The sequence below is a fragment of the Methylovirgula ligni genome (assembly GCF_004135935.1).
GTDB lineage: Bacteria > Pseudomonadota > Alphaproteobacteria > Rhizobiales > Beijerinckiaceae > Methylovirgula > Methylovirgula ligni.
The window spans coordinates 2,815,126-2,837,874 of the sequence record NZ_CP025086.1 but is presented as its reverse complement, the minus strand read 5'-3'; the positions used below and the strand labels follow the sequence as shown (position 1 = coordinate 2,837,874).

The following is a 22,749-nucleotide window of genomic DNA, read 5'->3' as shown; positions in this document are numbered from 1 at the left end:
CTGAGATTACGGGGCTGTGGGCGCTGGCTCGGTCCGAGCTGGTGCATCCGCCAATTCATCCGTCGGCGTGCCGACGAAGCGGCCGTAGCGCAGCGACAGCGGCGGCAGGATGAAAAGGTTGAGCGCCGTCGAGGTGAAAAGGCCGCCGAGGATGACGAGCGCCATCGGCCCTTCGATTTCGCGGCCCGGCGTGTTCATGCCGATCGCCAGAGGCAGAAGTCCGAGTCCCGTCACCAGCGACGTCATCAGCACGGCGGCAAGCCGGTCGCCGGCGCCGCGGATCGCGGTCTCCTTGTCCCAGGTCTGCGCATCGACCGAGACCAGATGCTCGTAATGCGAGATCATCATCATCGAATTGCGCAGCGTAATGCCGAACAGGGTGACGAAGCCGACCAGCGAGCCGAGCGAAAGCACCGCGCCCGAGAAAAACACCGCCACTACGCCGCCGACGAGCGCGAACGGCAGGTTCGCCAGGGTGACGAGCAGATTTCGCCAGTTGCGGGTGACGATTGACAGAAGCAGGACGATGCCGATGCCAGCGAAGGCCGATTTAAGCGTCAAATCCTGCTGTGCCTGGGCTTGACCCTCCGCCGCGCCGGTGAAGACGACATAAGTATCCGGCGGCAGTTTGATCTTGGCGGCAAGCATGGCGCGGGCATCGTTCACGAACGACGCCGGGTCACGGCCCTGCACATCCAGAGTTATGGATTGCAGACGCCGGGCGTCATGATGCTCGATCAGATAGAGGCCCGAAGTCGGCACGATGTCCGCCACTTGCGAAAGCCGCACGTAAGTTCCATCCGGCGCGCGGAGCGGCAGATTGCCAATGCCCATGACATCGCCTTCGCGCTGCTCGGCAAGCCGTACGACAACATCGAAGACGCGGTCGGCCTCATAAGTCTGGCCGACGAGATCGCCCTGATAGGCGGTCCGCACAACATCGAGAACATTCGCCGGCGGGATGCCGAAGCGGCGGAGATCTTCCGAACGCAGCCGGATCGAGACCTGCGGCAGGCCGAGCGGCGCTTCCATTTCAACTGAAGCCGCACCGGGCACTGTGCGCAGCACGGCGGCGACACGCTCGGCCGTGTCGTTGATGATGCCGAGATCGCTGCCGTAGACATTTACCGCCACTGGCGTCGAATAGCCGGAAAACGTCTCGTTGACGCGCTCGGTCAAGAAGGTATTGGCGGAGATGTTGACGCCGGGGAAGTCGAGCAGAGGGGCCAGCAAGGCCTCTTTGGCGTTCATTGCCGCTTTTCCGGAGATCGGGTTGAGCTCGACCTCGAATTCGCTCTGGTGCGTGCCGTGCGTGTCGCCAGCGGCCGCCTGCTCGACGCGGCCGACGCGCTGCGCGACGGTCTTCACGATCGGCAGTTTCATCATCGCCTCGGCGATCCGCGCGCCCATGCGCAAACCCTCCGCCGTGGACGTGCCGGGCATCGAGGTCATGTGAACGATGAAATGGCCTTCCTGCAGATCAGGCAGGAAAGTCTCGCCGAAGAGCGGCAGCAGAGCGATGCCGCCAGCTGTCAGCAAGGCTGCGATGAGGATTGCGAACCGCGGCGCGCCGACGATGAGACGCAACACGCTTTCGTAACGCCCCCGAGTCCATTTGACGACCGGCGGCACATGCGCTTTGGCGTGGCGCGGCAGGAACAGCAGCGAGAGCGCCGGCGTCACGGTGAGCGCCACGATCAGCGAGGCGAGAACCGCGTAGATATAGGTGAGACCCAGCGGCGCGAAGAGACGCCCGGCAACGCCTGAAAGCGTGACGACCGGCAGGAAGACGAGCAGCACCGCGAAGGTCGCATAGACGACGGCGCTGCGCACCTCAAAGGTCGCTTCGAGCACCACCCGCGCGGCAGGCCGTGGCTTTGGCAGAAGCTGGTTCTCGCGTAGTCGCCGGGTGATGTTCTCGATGCCGATCACCGCATCGTCAACGACCTCGCCGAGCGCGATGGCGAGCCCGCCGAGCGTCATCGTATTGAGCGTGATGCCCGATTGCTGCAGCACGATGATCGCAGCGAGCAGCGAGATCGGAATCGCAGAACAGCAGATCGCCGCTGCGCGCAGATCGAACAGGAACAGGATCAGCACGACGACCACAAGCACACCGCCGACGAGCAGCGAGGAGCGCAGATTGTTGGTCGCGGCGGTGATGAAGTTCGCCGGCCGGAACAAGCCGCCGTGGAGCGTCACGCCCTGCGCCTTGAGACTTGGGTCCAGATCCGCGAGCGCCGCCTCGATCGCTTTCGTTACTTCGAGCGTGTTGGCGCCGTATTGTTCATCGATATTCATCACGACGCCGGGCTGGCCCATGATGGCGGCAGCGCCAATCGAAGGTTCCGGCGCCTCGATGACGTCGGCGACATCACCCAGCGCGACGCGACCGCCGTTGGGCGTGAGGACGGTCGTGCGGGCGATATCGTCCGCCGTGAGCCGCTGCGTATCGGTCTGCAAGGTAATGCGCTGGTTCGGCGTGGTGATGAAGCCGGCGCCGCCGACGCCGGTCGCGCGCCGCGCCGCCGCCAGCACATCGTCCAAGCCGAGGCCGTAGCGGATCAGCCGATCGGGATGAACGAGGATTTGCGTCGATTTTTCCTCGCCGCCAAATACTTCTGCGCCGGCCACGCCCGGCACCGACAGCAAGCTCGGCCGGATCGTCCATTTGGCGATCGTGCGCAGCTTCATCAGCGATTGCTTATCGGAGGTGATGCCGATGACAAGGATCGTCGCGCCTGACGACGTCAACGGGATCATGGTCGGTGCCTGGACGCCGACCGGCAATTGGCTGGCAAGCGTCGCGAGCCGCTCAGCGACCTGCTGGCGGTCGCGATAGAGGTCGGTGTTGAGTGCGAAATAGACCTTGATGTCCGAGAGGCCCTGGATCGAGCTGGATTCCGTCCGTTGCAGATTGGCGATGCCGTCGATTGCAGTCTCGATTGGCCGCGTCACCAGCGTCTCGACCTGTTCGGCAGCAAAGCCTGGTGCCTCGGTCTGGATATCAACCTGCGGCGGAGCGAATTCTGGAAAAGCGTCGTAGCTCGCGTGGTCGAGGACGTAGATGCCATAGGCGACGAGCAGGCAGGCAAGCACGACGATGATGCCGCGAAAGCGCAGCGCAAAGCGAATGATCGAGGCCTGCAAGCCGGCAATATGCATCATCAATCCTCGACCGGCACCGAGGCGCGGAATTCCTCCGACAGCAGCATTTGTGTGCCGCGGATAACGACCCGCGCGTCGGGCGCGAGGCCGCTGACGACATAGCCATTGCGCGGCGCGGCGCGGGTAGGATCGATCTGCTTGCGGATGAAGATCGTCGGCTGCGTGCGGATATAGATCCAGGGCTTGCCCTCAAGCCAGACGACGGCCGAATCCGGGACGATCGAGCCTGCCTGCTCCGGTTTCACTGCAAGCGCGACATCGAGCGTCAGACCGGGCAACAGGTTTTGCGCGGGTGTCCGGTAGAGATAGCTCATGCCTTGCAGCTTCGGATCTACGGCGGTCGCAAGCGAGACGTACGTGAGCCGCACATCGGCCGGTCCGTAGAGCGCGCTGGCGATGGCCGGCGGCGTCGTGATGATGGTGCCCGGGGGCAAGGTGACGCGCACGAGAAACGCGTGTCGTTCAATCAGGTCCGCAATGGCGCTGTCGCCGCGCGCCAGTGCCGTTGCGATCGCCCCGCCCCAGGTCTGACGCACATTGATGACGACCGCGGCGGCATGGGTCTGTGCGGCGGTAAGCGTGTTGGTGTCGACGTCGTAAGTACTCTTGGCGCTCTGCAATTGCGCGGTCGAGATGTTCTGCTGATCCTTGTGCAATATCTGCGCCCGCTGGTAGGCGCCCTCAGAGGCGGCAAGTCGCGCCTTGGCGACATCGACCTGCGCCTCGGCGTCGCGATATTGATTGTTGAGATCGGCAAGCCCGGCGGGATCGAGCACCGTCGCGAAGCCATGAATATCGATCTGCGGCGGTGCCGGTTCGAGCCTGGCGGCGATGATCCCGGCATTCTCCTGTTCTTCGCTGGTCAGGGTGAGCGTCGGCACGCCGTTGCGGATCGTCAATCGGACGGGCGGATTGGGATTGTCGTCGTTGCCGCTGTCGTCGTCGGCGTGTGTCGGAACGAGGTAGAACGCGCCGAGGATACCGCCCACGGCGAAGGCCAGCAGCACGATGGCAAGGAAACGAAAGCGTTTGGCGGCGCTCATGAGGCAGATCTCGGTTGCGGCGGCAGCGGCGCCTGTGGCAACGCCAGCAAAATTTCCGGCCCGTAAAGCGGACGCTCCAGCGCATCTTCGAGCGAGCCCAAAGCCTCGCGCTGTTGCAGCAACGCATCGAAATTCGCGAGCGCGGTGACCGCCGCTTCCATCTGGGTCGAGACCAAGGTCGGCCGGTCCGCCTGCCCCGCGGCGAAGGACTTTTCCATCGCCTCGGCGCGGTGCCGCTCATCGGCCTGCAAGGCATTGGCGCTGGCCAGAGTCTGGGTCGATTTGCGGTAGGCGACTGTCGCCTGGTCGATCTCGCCGATCACCTGTGCCTGCAGGCCAATGAAGCTCGCCGCGGCTTCCTGCCGCCTGGCGACGGCTTCCGCGATAGCACCCTGGTTCTGGTTGAAGATCGGCAGCGTCGAGAGGACGTTGAGCTGATATTGATTGACGCCGTACTGGTAGCTGTAGCCGGGGCTGAGCGCCAAATCCGGATATTGGCCGGCGACAGCCAAGTTGAGCGTTGCTTCGCTCGCGGCATAGGCGGCAAGGCTCGCCTGAATATCGGGGCGCCGCGTCAGGGCCTCGCGCCGCCAGAGGTCGGAATCAGCACGCGCGCCAAGCCCTGGCGGATAATCGAAAACGCCCGTCACGAGGCCGATGCCGTCCAGGGTATGATCCGGGACGCCGATGGCGATCGCGAGCCGCACGTGCGCTTCGGCGACGGCGAGGTCGAGATCGTGCTGCGCCAGAATGATCTGCGCGCGGTTGACACGCTCGCGCGAGACGTCGAGCGAGGAAACTTCGCCGGCGGCCTGACGGTGTTCCAGGAGTTCGACAAGCTGGTTTTGCAGCGCCAGACGCTGCCGGGTCAGCGCCATGCGTCTTTCCGCCGCCCAGAGAGCGAGAAGCGCCGCCCGCACGCGGCTGCGGACCTGCCAGGCTGCCGTGGCGAGATCCCAGCGCGCCGCCTGTTCCAGCCGTTCCGCTTCGGCCGTGCGGGCCTCTTTGCGGCCGAACGTGTCGATCACGAGGTCGATCGCCGGGCCGATGGTGAGCGGGGCCGCCCCTGCCGGAATTCCACCCGGAACGACGCTCTGGCCGACGATATTCGTGAGGTTCAAGACAGGATTGGGCGTCTGTTTGGCGGTGATAACCGCCGCCCGGGCGGCGGCCAGCTTGGCCTCTGCCAGAGCAATATCCGGGTGATAATAGAGTGCCGCCGCCGTCAGGCTGGCCAGATCCCAACGGATCGGCGCATCATCGGGCGCGTCCGGTCGTGTTGCCGCGAGCACGAATTGGCGCAGGCGCGGATCGCTCAAGCTGCGGCTTTCGAGCGCCGCGGCGCTGACCGCGGGCGAAAGCGGCACCGGCTGATCGCGCACGCAGCTACTGGCAAGAATGCCGGCCAGTATAGCCATCGATAGCCTGCGCACGCATATCATCCCGGTTCCCTGCCGCGCGGGCCGCCTTTGCCGGCGATGGAGCGTGGCTGCTGCGGATTGTTATAGTCTGACGGGATTCCGGGAAATATTCTATGGTGCTTGGCCAAAATTTTCCCGACGATTGTGCTAAATATGAAACGGTCGTCCGCTGCCGGTGGATGACGCGATCCCGGATTGTGGTTTCCGTGGATGGCGCCGGCATCGGCTTGACGCCACTGCGCCCGAAAACGCATCCTGAACCATGACCCGGCCGCGTCATGATTTCGAAATCACGCCCGACATTTTGCTGCGGGCCTATTCGATCGGCCTTTTCCCCATGGCCGAAAGCGCCGAGGACCAGAACCTGTTCTGGATCGATCCCGAGGCGCGTGGGGTTTTTCCGCTCGATGGCTTGATCATCTCCCGGAAACTGGCGCGGATCGTCCGCTCGGACCGGTTCGAGATCAGGATCGATCATGATTTCGAGGCGGTGATCGATGCCTGCGCCCAAGTCGGCGCGGGGCGCGAGAAAACCTGGATCAATTACCGCATCAAGAAGCTCTACGCCCAGCTTTTCGATCTCGGCCGGGTTCATACGGTCGAGGCCTGGCGTGACGGGGTTCTCGTTGGCGGACTCTATGGCGTCGCGCTGGGCGCCGCCTTTTTCGGCGAGAGCATGTTCCACCGTGAGACGGATGCCTCGAAAGTCGCTTTGATCCACCTTGCCGGGCGGCTCGTCGCGGGCGGCTTCAAACTTCTCGACACGCAGTTCGTGACGCCGCATCTGCAATCGCTCGGCGCGATCGAGGTTTCCAAGGAAGGCTATCGGCTCATGCTGGCCGAGGCCGTCGCGGAGAAAGCCGAGTTCCTCGTCTGGCCGAAGGAAAGAGCGGTGTCCGGGAGCACGGTTTTGGAATCGCTTGCCACGGCGGCCGAGCGCCAGTAGCCGGAAACCTGAAGCCGCTATCGATCGGGGTTTGAATTGTCCGGCGGGGGCGGCTGATCGCTATCGCCGTCGTCGCCATTGTCAGGCGGTGGCTGGAAGCCGGGCGGCGGCCCGACTTCGACCGGGCCGTTGTCCTGTGCCGGAGCAGCGTCAGGGTGGCGGGCGTGGTGTGTCTTCGCTGTCTTGTCGGACGCCGGCGGCGGCGCTGGTGCAGGATTCCCCGGGCCGGCGGGCGCGCCAGCCTCCGGCTCTTCCGGCTCCGGTGTCGACTGCGTCGCGGAGGGCGATGGGATCAACTGCTCGGTGCCTTTACAATTGGTCAGCCAGATATCGTAGACGGGCTGATCGAGCGCGTTGAGGCCGGGGCTCGCCGCAAACATCCAGCCGGAGAAAATACGCTTTGTCGTCTTATCGGCGTCGACCTGATCGACCTGAACGAACGTATCGGTTTGCGGTGCCTCGGTCGGCGGCCGCGTGTAGCAGACACGATCGGTGATCAGCAGCGAGCCGAATTGCACCGTCTCGTTCATGGCAACTTCGAAGGAAATGATCCGGCCGGTGATCTTGTCGAGACCGGAAAAGACGGCGATCGAATGCTTGATCTTGTCCGCCTCCGCCGCGCCTGTGGCAGCGGAAGAGAAAGCGATCGCCAAGACGGTAAGAATAAGGGCGCGCGGAACTGTTCTTTGCATAAGAATCGGTATCCGCGGCGCGGTCAGGCTTCGGAAGAAACGCAGGCCATCACGAAACTCCGGCTGGAATAGGGCCGTCGCAGCGGCCTGCCGGTTGCACGTCAGCCGACGATCTCGTTGCCGGAGAAGAATTGCGCAATCTCGATGGCCGCATTCTCAGGCGAGTCCGACCCATGCGCGGAATTTTCGCCGACGGACAGTGCGAACTGCTTACGCACCGTCCCTTCGGCCGCTTTCGAGGGGTCGGTCGCGCCGAGCACTTCACGGTATTTCTTGATCGCGTCCTCGCCCTCGAGGACTTGCACGACGATGGGCCCGGCGATCATCGATTCAACCAGCTCGCCGAAGAACGGGCGCGCCTTGTGGACCGCATAGAAAGTCTCGGCCTGTGCGCGGCTCAAGAGCACGCGTTTCTGCGCGACGATGCGCAAGCCGGCTGCCTCGATCAAGGCGTTGACGGCGCCGGTCAGATTGCGCCGGGTTGCGTCGGGTTTCAGGATGGAAAACGTGCGTTCAATCGCCATTGTTTTTGCATATCTCGAGGTTCACGCCGCGCGCTTATAGCGGCGCCTGCGGCCGGCGGCAAGCTTGCCTCAGCGCCGTTTCTGCCCGCTCAGCAGCCGGTCCAGAAGGAAAAGCGCATAGCCTCCGACCACAAAGCCAAGGCCGATCGCGCCGGCATTGGCCAGCGTGCGATGCAGGCCGATCCTGGCGATATTGAGAAAAGGATAGGGATAGCGCCCCTCGGCTTCGCCGCGGGCGAGAGCATAGGCCAGATAGACGAGCGGAAACGCGGCGAAGACGAAGGGATCGGTTGGCCGCAAAGCCCCTTTCGGGACGTGTACGAGCCAGAACAGCGACACCAAAACCGGCATGACCATATGCATGATGATATTCGCGGCGCGAGCCAGACCGTGAGGATGATCGCTGGCGCGGAGCAGCAGCGCATAGACGATTCCGACGAGCAGAATGGCGAGCGTGAGACCGGCAAGGAGCCGCGAACGGTCCCAGTCGTCGCGTCCAAGCGCGATGCCGGTGAAGACCACCGCGACGGCAAAATTGGTGAGGATCGTAAAATAATCCGCCAGTTGCCAAAGAGCGGTCGCAGCGGAGCCGACATGCGAAGATGTCGCGCAAAATTGCAGCGTGAGACCGGCCCAGGCGGCAGCCGCGACCAGTGCTGCGGCCAAACGTGGTGCCACGCCGCCGATCCTCATGCCGAAAGCCTCCAATGATTCGATCGGCAGGATCGCCCAAGCGGCAAGCTCTCACCAGATGATGTTTTGAAGCGCTTAGGAAAACTCCGCGCACTTATGCCCTGCCCCGCACGGATGCTGGACAAGGCAACCGCCGCTTCCTATAAAGCGCCCCTCCGGTGCCTATGCGCCGGCCTGCCCAGGTAGCTCAGTTGGTAGAGCATGCGACTGAAAATCGCAGTGTCGGTGGTTCGATTCCGCCCCTGGGCACCATTAAAATCAATAACTTAGAAATCTTTGCAGGCCCAATGGATGGCCATGGCCAAACCTCGTAGCAACCGATTTGTCTGGTACGAGTTGCTGACGACGGACGTGAAAGCCGCGAAGGGATTCTACACCCATGTCGTGGGCTGGGGAGTCCGCGATCTCGCGATGCCAGGTTCGGCCTATAGCCTTTTCACCGCCGCAGACACTCCGGTCATCGGGCTGATGAATATGCCCGAGGGCGCGCGGCGTGCGGGGGCGGTGCCGCACTGGATGGGATATGTCGGTGTCCCCGATCTGGACTCCGCTGTTGGCCGGGTCACAGAGCTTGGCGGCGCCATCCGTGTCCCGCCAGTGGACATCCCCAACATCAGCCGTTTCTCGATCATCGCCGATCCGCAAAAAGCGACGCTTGCTTTGGTCAAGGGAATGAAACCCGGCGAGGCTCCGGCTGTCGAACTCGGGACGCCGGGGCATGTCGGCTGGCACGAGTTGTTTGCCGCAGACTGGCAGAAAGCCTTCGCTTTTTACAGCAAGCTGTTCGGCTGGCAGAAAACCCGTGCCGACGCCGGTCCGACAGGCACATATCAGCAGTTCTCCGTCGACGGCGAGACGATCGGTGCAATGTCCGCCAAGCCTGAGACGTTGCCGCTTCCCTTCTGGCTTTATTATTTCAACGTTGGAGACGTCGAGGCGGCATCGAAGCGCGTTGAAGACGGCGGCGGTGAAATTCTCTATGGCCCGATCGCCGTACCCGGCGGCGCCTGGATCGTTCACTGCAAAGACCCGCAAGGCGTACTTTTCGGACTGCTGGACCGGCGCAGCCGCAAAGTGATCGAAACTTTTGTTTCGAGCCGGAAGCGCGGAGCAAAATAACCGCCGAGCGTCAGCCGGACGCTCTGGATCTCGCGATGCGGCCGATCGCAAATTGGCCGACCGGACCTTCAGCGCAGAAGTCGATGCCCGTCATCTTCGCGAACAAATCGATATTGACGATGCCGATGGCGCAGCCGCCGAGGCCCATGTCGGTCGCCGCCAGATAGAATGTCTGCGTCAGGACGCCCACGTCCTTCAATATGAGCGCGTAGGCGATGGAACTGTACTTCCAGGAAATCCGACCGAAGCGCGCAGCGATCGTGATCAGGATTTGCGGCGAGGCGGATGTGCCCATTGCCGATTTGGCTTCCGCCAGCAGCATTTCGAGGTCGTGTGACGAAGCGCCGATCGGGACCAGAGCGTTCGCGCCCGCGTCGTAATGATAGAAGCCGCGGGCAAGCCCCTCGCACGCGTTGACGGCCAGATAAAGTTCGAGTTCATAGCTCGCGCCCGCCGATGGATATGGCCTGACAGTGACGCCGCCATCATCGAAGTCAGGTTTGCTCTTTAAGCTCGATATGACGCGAGCGGTCTTTTCAAGAAACCGCGAAAGCTCGGAGAGCGTGATCGGCTGCGAGTCGTCGAAGCTGCGCGTCGAATGACGTTTATCCAGGAGCTGCGCGAACGACGAGATGGCTTCCGGAACCTCTGCCGAGAACTTGCGCAAATCGATCTTCTTTCCGGGCCAGCGAGGTCGCACCGCCGGAAGCGGAGAAACCGCGCCGACATGCGGATAAACCGAGCCCATCGGGTTGGTGTGCCGCCCTGCGGTGCTGCGCGTATGGAAGAGAAGATCGTGGAACTCCCAGAGGACAAGGTCGTGGTCGCTATCCGCCTTGCGAAGATCATTTTCACTGGCGCCGTCGATCTTGAGGACTATTTCGCAGTCCACCAGCAACGCGAGAAAGGCGAGTCCCGGAAAAGTATCCATTTGCCGGAGCTGCTTGACCCGCTGTGGAGTGGCGAGCGTGGCGATGAGGGACGCCAGCCCTGGATCAAGGATTTTGAACAAGGCGCCGGCGCGCGGCGATTCCAGCACCATCTCGGTGCCGCGCCGTCGCATATACGCGAAGCGCGACAGGACAAGCGTGTCGGCGTTTTGGAGCTGTGGGATTTGCGGCCGATAATCGCGAAGCAGAGGTTCGATGACGATCAAGTCGCCGCCGGTTTGCGGGTTTTCGAGCCGGTACTCCAACAAACCAAGCCCTGCCAGACGGCTGGCTAAGAGATCAATCTCCTTGTTCGCCTTGCGCCCCTCTGACGCGAGCGCGCCGAGCGGCACTCCGGTGCGCAGTTTTTGCAGCCAATTCGCCGCGCCGGCTCCGAACACACCGACGCCAAGAGAGTAATTCTCGAATCGCGCGACGATTTCACCGTTCGCATAGGCATCGATCGCCGCGCGATCGGTCAACCGGGCGAAGACGCCTGCCGGTGCGGCCCGACGCACCCTCTTGGATTCGGGAGCGCGCAAGTGAAGGACTCTCAGGTATATGGATGAAGCGGATTGAGCGCGTCTTCCGCGAGTGGCCGCTTGGCCCATCCGAGCTTTACCGGAACATCGTAGAGCCGGCCGGGCGCGAAACGGCGATAGAAATGTCGCAATCCCGGAACGACGACCCGAACGACCGGAGTCTCGATGTCAGGCCGCGTCTGGTCGAGAACGAGGAAATCGAGACCCTGACGCTCGGCGATGCTCACGCACGCCCTCACTTGCTCGTCGGTGTCGAGAAAGCCGAACTTGATATCGAGATCGGGTTGCAGCAGCGGCGCGTCGCTCGGCGACAGATAGGAATGGTCTTCGATACGCAACGGCGTAATCCCGTCGTGGCTCATTTTTTCAAGGGGCCTGCCGCGCATCACCCCGATCGAGAGGAATTGGTTCAGCTCGGTGAGCGTCCGCAATAGAGCGATCCGCGCATCGAAGTGAGAGCCGGAACCGAACTCGATATTTTCCCGGCCATCCTGCATCCATTGCGTCACCGCGACAAAGCTCGGAATGCCGAGATCGCTGGTGATGTCGAGCACCGAAAGGCGGTGTCCGGCGCTCGCCAGGCGCATGCGGAACTCCCGCACGAAAGGATCATCAAAATGGGAAATGTCGACGCCAGGACGCTGCTGGCGATTGTACCACCAGATTGCATAAGCGTCCCGTTCGACGAGTTCGAGAAAGCCTTGCACGATCGCTTCTTCGCGCGTGTTGCCCGCCGCGCAACCGTTGGAATCCGCCAGAAACGCAACCGAGCCCTGATAGAAAAAATAGAGCATGCTGGTCGGCAAATATTTGAAACGTTTGTCGCGCAGCGACCAGACCGGCGACCATTCGATTTTCGCCGATGGATCGAAAAGCACCGGGCTTAACGCCACGTCCCCCGCGTTGACCGCCGGACCCGTGCCGCGCTGGTATTGCAGGTCGCTGTACAGCAGCACCTCATTCGGAGGTATGGCCTCGCCGGGCGCAAAATCCGTGAATCTCTTTGCCGCTCGGATTTCGTCGCCCTGAAAAATCCCGGAATAGCGTTCGATCGCTTCCATAAGCGCGCTCGCCTCGCCTTGCTCGGCGGTGCTGCCTTTGCCGAAGCTGCAGCCGTTCAATCCCCCTCTCAGCTCATAAATCGACTTCGCGGGCGCCGAGAAATTATGCCGCGCGATAAAATTGGTGCTGAGCGGCAAATCCCCTTCGATGCGCTCGAGGCGCGACACGACGCCGGTTAGGGGACTCACATGTTTGCGGAAACGCGCGACCGTGTCGCGCGGCGAGACGGTTCTAAAGCCGCCGCTTGTCATGACCGGCCGCGCGCCCGTCCCCAGAGAGACCGGCGCCGCCGCTCGCCGCGGATCGCGCGCCTTCCGCCGTCCGCAGGCCGGACATTGCGGGCGGCGCGCCACGTGATGCCTGACGACGGTCGAACCGAGGAGATCGAGGCTGATGACATTGTTGTTCAGGTCGGTACGAAAATCGCTGGCAAATGCCTTGGCGATTTCGAGCGCGGCGAGCTCTATGGCGCTCTGGCCAACCGTATGCCGGGCGAGCGGCGAAACCGCGAGGCACCGCGCTTCGCCGCGCTCGAGCATGGCCTTGACCTCCCGGTTTCGGATCATCCGATCGGCAAGACATCTCCAGCATGCGCCATCGCCGGGGGTGAACACCGGGCCAACCAGAGGAAAGATTCCGGACGGCTGCGCCAGCACCCAAGGCGTGCCGTCCGCCAAATGCTCTTGGTTCAATTTGAGCAGGCGCGTATCGAAATAATCGTTTACGAGCGTGACGGTAATGTCGGGTGAGCGCTTGACGACGCGCGCGCTGAGCGCGCCCAACGCGGTCTCGAGTTCCGGTCCGCCCTCGACGTCGAGCGCCTGTATCCGCACACGACGCTTCTGAAGATTTTTCTTCGCGGCTTCCGGCTGTATGCCCAGGCTTGCCCAATAGGCGGCGGCAATGTCGTGCGAAGAATTCGTCGCGGTGATTACATAACCGCGTTCAACAAGCCTCTCCAGGGCTTCTCGAATTTGGGGTGCTGCAAAATCACGCTCCAGCTTGCGAATGAGACCCCGAACGCTTAACCCGCCCTCCGTTATCGCGGCGGCGAGTGCGCAATAGAGTTCACCATAGAGAAGGAACTTCCGGTCCTCCGAATAGAGGCACACCGTGTCGGCGGCCACCAGATAGACGGAGAAATGCGGCGCGAATTGCAGAACCGCGGTGTCGCGCAGGGCAAGACTGTTTGGGTTACCGCCGGTCATGGATCAGTATGCGCACCCCAGCCGAAACTCGCAATGCCGCGGCAAGCAGAGATTTTTCCATTGTCAGGCTGTCGGGGGTCTTTGCGCAAGTCGCGCTTGTTCGGTGCTGTCTGAAGCAGCAAGCGACCTTATCCCCTTAATCGGAACGCGGCCGCTTGAAGTCGGCCGCGTCCGATCCTTGTGCAGACCGCTAGCAGGTCGGCCAGCAACCACCCCACGACAGGCAGCAACCGCCGCCGCCGGCGCAGCCACAGCCGCCGATGCCGCAACCACAGCCGCCGCAGCCTCTCCAGCCACCGCAACCGCCGTGTCCGCATCCACCGCAGCCGCCATGTCCACAGCCGCCGTGCCCGCATCCACCGTGGCCACAGCCGCCGTGTCCACAGCCGCCGTGTCCGCAGCCACCATGTCCACCGCCGCCATGTCCGCAGCCGCAGCCACCGCGGGCAAGCTGGATGCCCAACTGGGGTGTTTCGGGGCTTTCCGGGTTGAAGACGTGGAAGGTCGCCAGACTGACGTCGGAGATCTCCTCATCGTAGAAAGTCGGCGGGTTAAAGGCTCCCACAAATTGCGCGGGTAGCGCGGCTGCCGATCCGCCAGCCGTTGCGGTCAAAGACACGCCGGCGATTCCCAGCACGGACGCGGTCTTGTTCGATCGTTTCGTCTTGGAAATGTGCTTCGTTTGCGGCATAGCGACGGCCTTTTCGCTTCGCGTCGCACAATAAGCGACGGGCACAACCTTGTAGCAGCTTTTGTTCGCTTTTGATAGCCGTGAGAAAAAAATTGCCTAATTTTGAGGGTGCCACGGGATCAATCGACTTCGTCAAAAGACGGCAATGATCTTGGGCATCCCGTCCGGCGCGAGGACGTCACTCTGATTGGCGTCCCAGCGCCGCGACTGTGAGCGGAAAACGAAAGCCCCTTCCCTCCTCGGCCGACCGCACACGTTTCGAAGGTCAGACAAAACTTCCCGATCGCAAGGGACAATCTTGGCTCTTTAGATATTTTTTCTCATTACGAGAGCACGTTTTCTAAAGGTTAGTTTCAGATCGAAGCGCACGCCTTTGGCAGCGGTCCCGGCGGCTTCAATTTTGCGCCGCCGCCGACACTCTGCGAATAGAGCGCCACGCTGTTGTCGCCGTTGATGACGATCGAGCCGGAATTCGTGACGTTGACCGTGCCGCCCGAGCCTGTCGCGCCGTTCTGGCCGCCCGCCCGCCGGTACGCAACCCTTACTGCGCGGCTCAAATCGCCCGCCACACGGCTCGGTCATTTCAACTTGCCGCCACGTGACAAGGCGAGCAGCAAAGGCCGGGTGTTCTTCTTTCGATCTTCCGTTACGTAATGTTTCTCGCGGGGTGTATACAAATGACCATAGTCGAAATAAGAGCAGGCGGATGTAATGATAATGTCATAATTGATTTGCTGATAAAGATATTGGTCTGATCCGGAGGCTTTGTTTATGAGACAAGTGCAGAATTTGATTTTGGGAATTTTATTCCTCGCGTTGCTCGGGCCGGCCTCCGCCCAGACTGCCTTGCATCCAAGACATCATGTAAAGGCGCCCAGAGTGGCGGCCGGGCCCGAGTCGGCCTCGGCAGGAGATGCCGCCGCGGCAAAGCCCGGCACAGCCGGGACCGCCAATTGGGCGACCCGTTGTTCGAGCGCGACGCGCGGGGCGCCGCTCGATTGCTCCATCGAGCAATCCGCGGTGTTGACGAAGACCGGGCAGCTCATCGTGCTCGTCAGCATTCGTATTCCCGCCCAGCCGCGCTCGCCGGTCATTCTCGTTCAAATTCCGCTCGGCGTGTTTCTTCCCGGCGGCGTGCGGTTGCAGGTGGACAACGGCAGTGTCGAGACGTTTGCCCTGCAGACGTGCGAACAGCGTGGCTGTTTCGCCGGCGGCGCCATTTCGGCCGATCTTCTGCGGGCGCTGATCAACGGGCACAATCTAAAGGTCTCGTTCCAGGATCTGCAGCGGCAGGCGCTGAACATTTCGCTGCCGCTCGGCGATTTCGGCCCGGCCTACGAGAAGATCAAATAGCCGGCCGATTCGATTCCATCTCCTCTGCGCAGGCGCCGGCTATCGCCCTACTCCAGCGCAGCGCGCCGGCGTTCCGATATCCGAGGTAAGGCACCCGTGCCGGACCACCGATAAGCTTGACTCATCAATCCAATCACCCATATTCGAAGCGTCGTGGTCTTCGGCGAATTTATTCGCGCGAAGCTAAGAGGGAAGCCGGTGCACGATCGGACGGGAATCGTTCGAGAGCCAAGCCGGCGCTGCCCCCGCAACTGTGAGTGGCGAGCAAAGTCCATCGGTGTCACTGGGATATGATCCTGGGAAGACGGACTCAAGCAGCGACCCGCGAGTCAGGAGACCTGCCGCGACAAGATATCGTCCACGGGCGGGGTGTCCCAGTGGCGCGCTCGACTTCGGCGGCACGCCGCGAAGTTCCAGCCGCGTCGCTTGTTCATCGTCGCCCGTATTTGAGGGTGACGCGATGCTTCCAGGTTCCCAATTTCGGTTTTTGCAGAGTTTTGCCGAGCGCCCCGCTTTATATCAAGCCGGGGAACGCTGATGCTTGAACGCACAGATGCGGCAGCGCCGACGTCCAGCGTCGATCTTCGTAAGGTTGGTGCACATCCCGATCATTGGTATCCGCTTGCGTGGTCGCGCGAGGTTAAGGTCGAGCGGCCTTTCGCCGCGAGTTTTGCGGGGGAACCGATTGTACTCGTCCGTCCCAAAAGCGGGGCGGTTTTCGCGCTGGAAGACCGCTGCGCGCATCGGCAAGTGCCGTTATCGAAAGGCGTCGTGAATGGAGACTCCGTGCGATGCTGTTATCATGGCTGGAGTTACGACGCGTCCGGCCGCTGCGTCGACGTTCCTTATCTCGGCAAAGGCAAGCTGCCGAATGGCGTCAAGGCTTATCCGTGCCACGAGGTCGATGGCCTGATATTCGTGTGGCCCGGATCAAAGCCTCCGGTGGCACCTCCGAAGGCGATCGGTGCGGCGGGCGATAAATCCTACAAGACGCGCCTCTTCGGCAAGATTGTCGCCTGCCATTACACGTTCATGCATGAAAACCTGATGGACATGAATCATCAGTTCTTGCATCGCCGCACGACGGGCAAGGTTTTTCCCCGCTATCTCGACCGGCGTCTGGGCGACGATTGGATGGAGGTTGATTACGCCTTCATGCGTCCCGATCAAAAACCACCGCTCGGTGAGGCGGTCATCGTCGGGAGCCTGCGCGGAGAGTCCAAATCCTCTCAGGACTTGATGACCATCCGCACCAGCTATCCGCATCAGTCTCTCAAATTCTGGATCGCCGACGGAAGCCCGGCGCTTGATGTCTGGCTCGGCTACACGCCCGTCGATAAAGCGCAGCGGCAAAATCGAACCTTTATCGTCCTCTCGGTGCGCCGACCGAAAATATCAAAGCTGCTCGATGTGGTCTGGCCGGTGCTGGCCTGGTTCACCAACCGCGTCTTCGCCGAGGATTGTTCGATCGTCGAGATGGAACAGGTCGCTCATGACGACCAGGGCGCCGATTGGAATCAGGAAGTGTTTCCGCCCATCCAGGATCTGCGGAAATTGCTTGCCGAGAATGGCGACTTGGAATGTTATTGATCGGGTCGGTTCTCGCGGAGCCTATTCGTGTTGCCGGGTGGGCGCCTTAGGGCGCCGCCTCTTCGCTCAAAAAGCGAGCGATGTCGCGCGCAACATCCGCCTGCATACGAGCGCGCTCTGATGCGCCCTCGCTCGGCTTGTCATCGCCGTCCGGGTCAAGCGCGGCTTTATCCAGACTGATGGCGGCCTGATCGCGAAGCGCGGCATAGGCCAGTACGCGCTCGATGCAACGCTGACGCTCAGTTGAAATGGCTTTTTCGATCGCGGACCCCGGCGCGGATATATCGGTCATCCTCGTGCCCTCCTTTGCCAGCGCGTCACTCTCGCGATGGTGCGCTCGAATAGTGCGCTCTCAGCGGCTGGAGCCATCTATCCGGCCTGGATAACTCCAAGGAAGGCTATTGCGCCTTTTCGCCCAATCTGTGTCCGCGACAGGACCGGTTGCGAAGCTTTTTCATGCAAGCAGCGCAAAGAAAAACCGGCGAAAAATCCGCCGGTTTTGAAGTTGGAGGGAGAGGAGTTCAATATTTGGCCGTCACCAGCGGCGGGGCCGGCGGCGGCGCATCGTCCAGCGTCGCCTTGACGCCGACGAAGGCTTCGAAGGGCGGTGCGAGCGTGACCGCACGCGGATTGTCCGAGCAGAACAGACCCGTGGTGCATTCGCCGGTTAGCTGGTTCGTCGTCGAGTCGGTCTCGTAGAGCGTGCCGTAGGTCGCACCGCGATAGTTGAGCGCGTTGTTGATCAGACCGTAGAGCTGGATGTTTTTGGTGATCTGATAGGACGTGCGCAGGTTGAGCGTGGCGAAGCCCGAGAGCGGTCCCAGCGCATTGTTCTCGTCGCCAAAATAATACTGGCTTGAGCGATAGACGAGGCTGGCGCCAATTTTCCAGCCCTGCAGAACTTCGTAATCTCCGCCGATCTTGAACTTGTGGTTCGGGATGCCCGGCAGATTGTCACCGGGCTCGACCTGGATATCGCCGAAGTTCGGTGAATCCGGATCTTGGACGGAAGATGGATTGTTGGGCGACGAAAGGAGGATCGCCGACTGGAACGTCGCCTTGATGTAGGAATAGCTGGCGTAAGCGTCCCATCTGTCGGTGGTATAGGTAGCGCCGATATCGACACCCTCGCGCAGCGTATTGCCCGCGTTGGTGTAGTAGCCGAATCCGGTGACTTCGCTCGGTACGCTGTAGATGTCGTTCGAGTTGACGGTGTGATAGCCGCTGATGCTCCAGTCGAGGCGGCCGGGCGCCGCCGCCCAGGCGATCTGATTGCTGCCCTTGAAGCCGGCTTCGAACGTCCGGGCGACGATCTGCTTCAGCGGCGGATCGGCGACGAGGAAATTGTCGATCATGCACGGTGCATCGGGGCTCGAGCAGCCGAGTTCGAGCGGCGTCGGTGCGCGGTTGGCTTCCGAATAGCTGCCGTAGACGGAGATCTCGGGCGTGATCAGATAGCTCAGGCCGACGACCGGATTGATGCGGTTGAAATTGTGCGAGCCGTTGAGATCAGGGTTCTGCCCGGTCTGGTCGGCGAGTGTGATCTGCGCGTCGTTGAAGCGCGCGCCGACATGCAGGCCCAATCTGTCGGTGATGTCGAAATTGTCGAGCACATAGACGCCGAGATAGGTGTTCTGCGTCCGGACATCGCTAGGCGAGACATCGTACCCGGGCTCGTTGATATATTCGCTGCTCCACGGAACGGCGAAATTCGCCGGCAAGGTGGACAATGTGCTGCTGCCGGTGAAATGCGTCCAGCCGTTGTCGATGCTGACGCCGCCGGTGATGGTGTTGTTGTGGCCGAAAATCTTGTCGGTATCGGTCAATTGCGCCGTCGCGCCGGTGCTCAGCGTGCGTGTCCAGTTGCTGTCGATCTCACCCAAGGGTGTGCCGGGATCCGCCGTCCCGCCAAGCGGATCGCGCAGACCGGCAATCGGCGTCGGCGTATCATCATTGCTGTTACACACATCCACGTTGCCGCAGGAGAAGAAGTCGCTGATGTTGCCGTCGTGGTGCGCTTGGGCATAGCTGCGGAAATAGGCGTTGCCGTTGAACGTCAATGTCGGGGTGATGTGCGATTCGTCCGTCAGCGTGACCATCTCGGCGGTCGTGTCGGTCGTCTGCGGCGTGGTGAAAACGGCCCACGGATTTTCGCTGGCGAGTTCCGCCGGTGTCGTGCCGGCGACACCGAGGCCGTCCGCGCCACCCGTCATGGTCAAATGAACTTCATTGCCTTCGGCCCGGTAGCCGATGTCGCCATAGGCGCGCTCGGCGTCCGATTGGCCGAAATAGCGATAGCCGTTGGTGCGAATGCCGTCGATGTCGACGTAATAGGCCCAATTGCCCTTGTTGACGCCGTATTGCGCCGAGCCCTGGGCAGTGAAATCGCTGCCGCCTTGGAGATCGACTTCCGTACCCTGCCAGTTGAAACCGTTCTTCATTTGAATGACCACCGCGCCCGCGAGCGCGTTAAGGCCGAAGACCGGATTGCCGGTGACGATCTGCGCCTGACTGATGGCGGATGGCGGGATCAGATCCCAGTTGACGACATCGCCGTAGGATTCGTTGATGCGCACGCCGTTCATATAGACGGCAAGGCCCTCGGGTGTGCCGGGCACCGGTGTCGCCGTCTCACCGCGGAAGTCGACCGATTGCGCCAGCGGACTGCCGATTGAATCGGTGACGGACACGCCCGGGGTGCGGATCGCCAAAGCATCCTGGAGCGTTTGCTGGTTGAGCTGGCCGATTTGCTGGCCGCTCAGCGTCTGGGTTTCGCTTGGCACGTCCAATGTGCTGGTGTCGCCGCCGAGCGGCGTTGTGGCGACAACATCGACCTCCGGTAACTCGCCGCCTGCCTGAGTGGCGGCGCCTGACGTTGTCGCGCTTTGTGCGAAGGATGGTACAGGCAGCGCAAAAAGCGCAGCAGAGGCCAATGCCGTGGTTAGATAGAAGCTTGCCCGACTCGACAGCATTTTTCCCCCCTGGAAAGCAGTGTTCGAGAAATACGTTTATTCCAAAACCGTATGGGAGAGCTTCTTTCCGCACTAGTGCAAACCAGCAACAGCGACGGCTAACCCGTTATAATTGCTGTAGAAACTTTTCCGCTAGCGATGGGAGCTTATGCCAGTACGGCTGGGGAAATTTTCCCGATGGCATCGGCGGACGGAGATGCAAAATCTGGAAAAAAGCCAGCAATTACGCGAGCCTATCAAAAATCGTCGCGAGGCTCAGAAGCTCATTTAACGCCGGGATTCGGCGCACTTTTCCCGCGTATCGTCTAGACGAAAGGTGACAATAATGGACGCTGAAGGCCCCGAAGGGCGCTCCAGCTCTATTCCCGGCGCACAGACGATGCCGACGGCGAATCACCTCAGGGGCAAACGTCCCAGAAGCCCTGGGTCCGCGATGGGTCGGTATAATACCAGCAATAGCCGTCGCCGGGCGGCGAGCCGGCCCAGGACGCCGCAGCCGCCGCACCGACGAAGCCGAGGGCCGCGCCTGCTGCGATCGCGCCGCCGACGCCCCAATAGGCACCGACCGGCCGATACCAGCCGCCACTCCAGTGATAGCCGCCGCCATGCCAGCCACCGGCTCCGTGCCAGGTTCTCCCATGATAACCGCCGCCATGATGGCCACCGCCGCCGGGACGTCCCCCACCTGGACGCCCGCCAGGCCGGCCGCCGCCATGATGGCCGCCTCCTGGGCGCCCTCCGCCGGGCCGACCACCGTGATGGCCACCGCCGGGACGACCGCCGCCATGCCAGCCGCCTCCGCCACGATGCCCACCGCCGCCTCTATGGCCGCCTCCGTGGAAGCCTCGTCCGCCACCGCCGCCCCGGCCGCCGCGCGCCTGCGACATGTCGGGGGCGATCATCATCACCGCCGCAAATAAACTAAGGGCAACAGCGAAGACATTCGGCTTCATCTTTACCTCCCTCTGGGCATCGAAGATCGACGTTCGGCATCGTTCGATTCAAACCATACTGCGTTTCAGAGCAATATCCACGGGCTCTTGAGCTTATCGTTTACGTCGGTCGTTCGGGCGCGGCTGGGGGCGCCTTGACGGTGGCGACAATAATCGCCGAAAAGCCTGGGCGCCCGCTCGATCGCCGCCCGGCGATCGCGGCACGACTTTGAGACGATCAAATAGCTGGCAGGTTTGATTCCATCGCGCCGCAAAGCGCGCTAGCCTCCGGCCGACAAACCGGGATTTAAGGAGTTGCAATGCCTAACGCCGCCGCCCTCGCCGCGCTCGAAAAAGAGATCGCCGACGTTCGCGAAAACATCCGCGACCTGACCGAGCAGGCCGCCGCCTATTCCGGTGCGGAAGACGATGCCCTCTCCGCCGATCGTATCGCCGAGCAGGAGGCCCTGCTCGCCCGGCTGCAAAAAGAACGCGACGCGCTGGCGCGCTGAATTACGCCTTGCCGGCGACCTTCAGCCAGCGCAGATCGGTCGGCGGCCATGCGGCCGCCGCGATTGCCGTCTGCAACGCCTCGACGTCGTTGTCCGCGCGCGGCTCCCAGCCGCAGGGGCATGTGTCGGCATGGCGATGGACGGTTGCCACCTCTTTGTAAATCGCCCCGACAGCCATGGCGGCAAGACCGAGGACCGTCATGGGCCTCAGCCGCGTCGTCTGCATGATATTGCAGAAGGCGCAAAGCACCGCTTGACGCATTTTCTCACGCGCCGTTTCTTCTTCGCTCTTGCCGTCGTCCCGCATTGGTGTGCTCCGTCGCCGCATATGTACTGCGAGCGAGCGTAGAGGCCTCGGGATATATCCGCAAGCATATGATTTTATTTGATAAATGGAATAATTCGAAACTAAGTTTCAAGCCGCGCGCAGGGCCGCCGTGGCGGTATCGATGAGGCGCAGATCGTTGCCTTCGATGACAAGCGCCGTGAGCTTGCCGGTGGCATAGGCCGCCGTATCGATGCCGATGCGGTTGCGGCGGCGTTCCACATCGCGGACGGGCGTGTGGCCATGCACGATAACCTTGCCGAAATCGCCGTCGTGACGCAGGAAGTCCTGACGAATCCAGAGCAGATCCTTTTCCGACTGGCGATCGAGATCGATGCCCGGCCGCACGCCGGCATGGGCGAAAAAGAAATCGCCGCAGGAAAATGATAACTTGAGCCCGCGGAAGAATTCGAGATGCTCGGCAGGTAAGGCCGCCGCGAAGGCGCGGCCGAGATCGCTGAGCTTGCTGCCCGCGCCATCGGCCGAGGTGAGGCCATAGGACGCCAAGGTCTCGACCCCGTGCATCAGCAGCCAATCGCCTATGGACGTGGGCTCATCCAGCGCCTGAAGCAGCAAGGCATCGTGATTGCCTTTCAGCGCCACGAGTTCGCGGCATTTCGCCCGCGCGAGAATGGCGTCGATCACCGCGCGGGAGGCCGGCCCGCGATCGACATAGTCGCCGAGCATGACATGCAACGCGCGTGGCGTAGGCCGGCGGGCAAGATCGGCGTCGATCAGGCCGAACAGCCGTTCCAGCAGGTCGGCACGGCCATGCACGTCGCCGATCGCATAGATGCGCAGCCCGTCAGGCAAGCGCGGCTGGCGCTGGTGAGATCGGAGCTTGGAACCTGAGCGCATCGGCAAAGCCTCCCTGATCCCTGCCGCCATAATAGTGCGATTTTAGGTGATTCGAGGGTCGGTTGCTTCCCCCTTTTCGGCCAGCTTGCCTCTCTTCGGCGCTTGCATTACATAGGAAAGACCATTCGTTTTTCGCGAGGCTCGCGTGCGTCTGTGCGCCGATCATCAG

19 protein-coding genes, 1 tRNA gene and 1 riboswitch are annotated in these 22,749 nt (G+C 62.1%); of the genes, 6 read left to right on the top strand and 14 right to left on the bottom strand.

The features are described 5' to 3' along the window. Positions 1-6: 6 nt before the first annotated feature. Genes CWB41_RS13575 through CWB41_RS13565 form a run of 3 tightly spaced genes read right to left on the bottom strand, consistent with a single transcriptional unit; the run spans position 7 to position 5,629 of the window. Positions 7-3,168: an efflux RND transporter permease subunit gene (locus tag CWB41_RS13575; RefSeq protein WP_115837903.1), complete on the bottom strand. Its 3,162-nt coding sequence runs from the start codon at positions 3,166-3,168 to the stop codon at positions 7-9. Continuing rightward, the gene (locus CWB41_RS13570) at positions 3,168-4,211 is read right to left on the bottom strand and encodes an efflux RND transporter periplasmic adaptor subunit (RefSeq protein ID WP_115837905.1); all 1,044 of its coding nucleotides are present in this window, start codon (positions 4,209-4,211) and stop codon (positions 3,168-3,170) included. The genes CWB41_RS13575 and CWB41_RS13570 overlap by 1 nt, the downstream gene beginning before the upstream one ends. Then, positions 4,208-5,629 carry a TolC family protein gene (locus CWB41_RS13565; RefSeq protein WP_165204362.1) on the bottom strand — a complete coding sequence of 474 codons (1,422 nt, stop codon included), beginning with the start codon at positions 5,627-5,629 and terminating at the stop codon, positions 4,208-4,210. Before CWB41_RS13565 ends, CWB41_RS13570 begins: the two co-directional genes overlap by 4 nt. Before the next feature lie 265 nt (positions 5,630-5,894). On the opposite strand from CWB41_RS13565, the gene aat reads away from it, so the two are divergent. Further along, a complete protein-coding gene (gene aat / locus CWB41_RS13560; protein WP_115837909.1) occupies positions 5,895-6,578 on the top strand; it encodes a leucyl/phenylalanyl-tRNA--protein transferase in 684 nt (227 codons plus the stop codon). A gap of 17 nt (positions 6,579-6,595) precedes the next feature. On the opposite strand, the gene CWB41_RS13555 is transcribed toward aat, so the two are convergent. The 3 genes from CWB41_RS13555 to CWB41_RS13545 form a co-directional block, all read right to left on the bottom strand. Then, positions 6,596-7,270, bottom strand: a complete 675-nt coding sequence (locus CWB41_RS13555; protein ID WP_115837911.1) for a DUF2155 domain-containing protein — start codon at positions 7,268-7,270, stop codon at positions 6,596-6,598. 101 nt (positions 7,271-7,371) lie between these two features. Then, the gene (ndk, locus tag CWB41_RS13550; protein ID WP_115837913.1) at positions 7,372-7,794 is read right to left on the bottom strand and encodes a nucleoside-diphosphate kinase; all 423 of its coding nucleotides are present in this window, start codon (positions 7,792-7,794) and stop codon (positions 7,372-7,374) included. Between the two features lie 69 nt (positions 7,795-7,863). Next, complete coding sequence (locus tag CWB41_RS13545; protein ID WP_115837956.1) at positions 7,864-8,472, bottom strand: Pr6Pr family membrane protein; 609 nt, start codon at positions 8,470-8,472, stop codon at positions 7,864-7,866. 191 nt (positions 8,473-8,663) lie between these two features. Between CWB41_RS13545 and CWB41_RS13540 the strand changes: the two genes are divergently transcribed. Then, positions 8,664-8,739: transfer RNA gene (locus CWB41_RS13540), tRNA-Phe, on the top strand. A gap of 45 nt (positions 8,740-8,784) precedes the next feature. Then, on the top strand, positions 8,785-9,606 hold the full coding sequence (locus CWB41_RS13535; RefSeq protein WP_165204359.1) for a VOC family protein: 822 nt from the start codon (positions 8,785-8,787) through the stop codon (positions 9,604-9,606). Positions 9,607-9,616: 10 nt separating this feature from the next. Here the strand turns inward: CWB41_RS13535 and CWB41_RS13530 are convergent, their stop codons facing one another. The 3 genes from CWB41_RS13530 to CWB41_RS13520 all read right to left on the bottom strand — a co-directional run bounded on the left by CWB41_RS13530 (position 9,617) and on the right by CWB41_RS13520 (position 14,595). Then, positions 9,617-11,053, bottom strand: coding sequence for a SagB/ThcOx family dehydrogenase (locus CWB41_RS13530; RefSeq protein ID WP_245411365.1), 1,437 nt, complete (start codon positions 11,051-11,053; stop codon positions 9,617-9,619). A gap of 35 nt (positions 11,054-11,088) precedes the next feature. Beyond that, a complete protein-coding gene (locus CWB41_RS13525; protein WP_115837917.1) occupies positions 11,089-13,347 on the bottom strand; it encodes a TOMM precursor leader peptide-binding protein in 2,259 nt (752 codons plus the stop codon). A gap of 1,044 nt (positions 13,348-14,391) precedes the next feature. Continuing rightward, the gene (locus tag CWB41_RS13520; RefSeq protein ID WP_129396498.1) at positions 14,392-14,595 is read right to left on the bottom strand and encodes a hypothetical protein; all 204 of its coding nucleotides are present in this window, start codon (positions 14,593-14,595) and stop codon (positions 14,392-14,394) included. Positions 14,596-14,917: 322 nt separating this feature from the next. Here CWB41_RS13520 and CWB41_RS13515 point away from each other — a divergent pair, with 322 nt between their 5' ends. Both CWB41_RS13515 and CWB41_RS13510 read left to right on the top strand, forming a co-directional pair. Continuing rightward, positions 14,918-15,391: an invasion associated locus B family protein gene (locus tag CWB41_RS13515; protein WP_165204356.1), complete on the top strand. Its 474-nt coding sequence runs from the start codon at positions 14,918-14,920 to the stop codon at positions 15,389-15,391. A gap of 137 nt (positions 15,392-15,528) precedes the next feature. Further along, positions 15,529-15,751, top strand: a riboswitch (cobalamin riboswitch). A gap of 177 nt (positions 15,752-15,928) precedes the next feature. Continuing rightward, the gene (locus CWB41_RS13510; protein WP_115837925.1) at positions 15,929-16,981 is read left to right on the top strand and encodes an aromatic ring-hydroxylating oxygenase subunit alpha; all 1,053 of its coding nucleotides are present in this window, start codon (positions 15,929-15,931) and stop codon (positions 16,979-16,981) included. Between the two features lie 46 nt (positions 16,982-17,027). On the opposite strand, the gene CWB41_RS13505 is transcribed toward CWB41_RS13510, so the two are convergent. The 3 genes from CWB41_RS13505 to CWB41_RS16225 form a co-directional block, all read right to left on the bottom strand. Continuing rightward, positions 17,028-17,273: a hypothetical protein gene (locus CWB41_RS13505; protein ID WP_115837927.1), complete on the bottom strand. Its 246-nt coding sequence runs from the start codon at positions 17,271-17,273 to the stop codon at positions 17,028-17,030. Positions 17,274-17,502: 229 nt separating this feature from the next. Then, a complete protein-coding gene (locus CWB41_RS13500) occupies positions 17,503-19,953 on the bottom strand; it encodes a TonB-dependent receptor (RefSeq protein ID WP_115837929.1) in 2,451 nt (816 codons plus the stop codon). A 398-nt stretch (positions 19,954-20,351) separates the two neighbouring features. Next, entirely contained in the window at positions 20,352-20,906 is a 555-nt protein-coding gene (locus CWB41_RS16225; protein WP_165203871.1) for a hypothetical protein, read from the bottom strand. A gap of 299 nt (positions 20,907-21,205) precedes the next feature. Here CWB41_RS16225 and CWB41_RS13490 point away from each other — a divergent pair, with 299 nt between their 5' ends. Continuing rightward, positions 21,206-21,397: a hypothetical protein gene (locus CWB41_RS13490; RefSeq protein WP_115837931.1), complete on the top strand. Its 192-nt coding sequence runs from the start codon at positions 21,206-21,208 to the stop codon at positions 21,395-21,397. 1 nt (position 21,398) lies between these two features. Here CWB41_RS13490 and CWB41_RS13485 read toward each other — a convergent pair whose 3' ends face one another. Together CWB41_RS13485 and CWB41_RS13480 are read right to left on the bottom strand one after the other, a co-directional pair. Then, the gene (locus tag CWB41_RS13485) at positions 21,399-21,704 is read right to left on the bottom strand and encodes a hypothetical protein (protein ID WP_115837933.1); all 306 of its coding nucleotides are present in this window, start codon (positions 21,702-21,704) and stop codon (positions 21,399-21,401) included. A gap of 108 nt (positions 21,705-21,812) precedes the next feature. Then, positions 21,813-22,535, bottom strand: coding sequence for a metallophosphoesterase family protein (locus CWB41_RS13480; protein WP_342633320.1), 723 nt, complete (start codon positions 22,533-22,535; stop codon positions 21,813-21,815). Positions 22,536-22,749 lie beyond the last annotated feature (214 nt).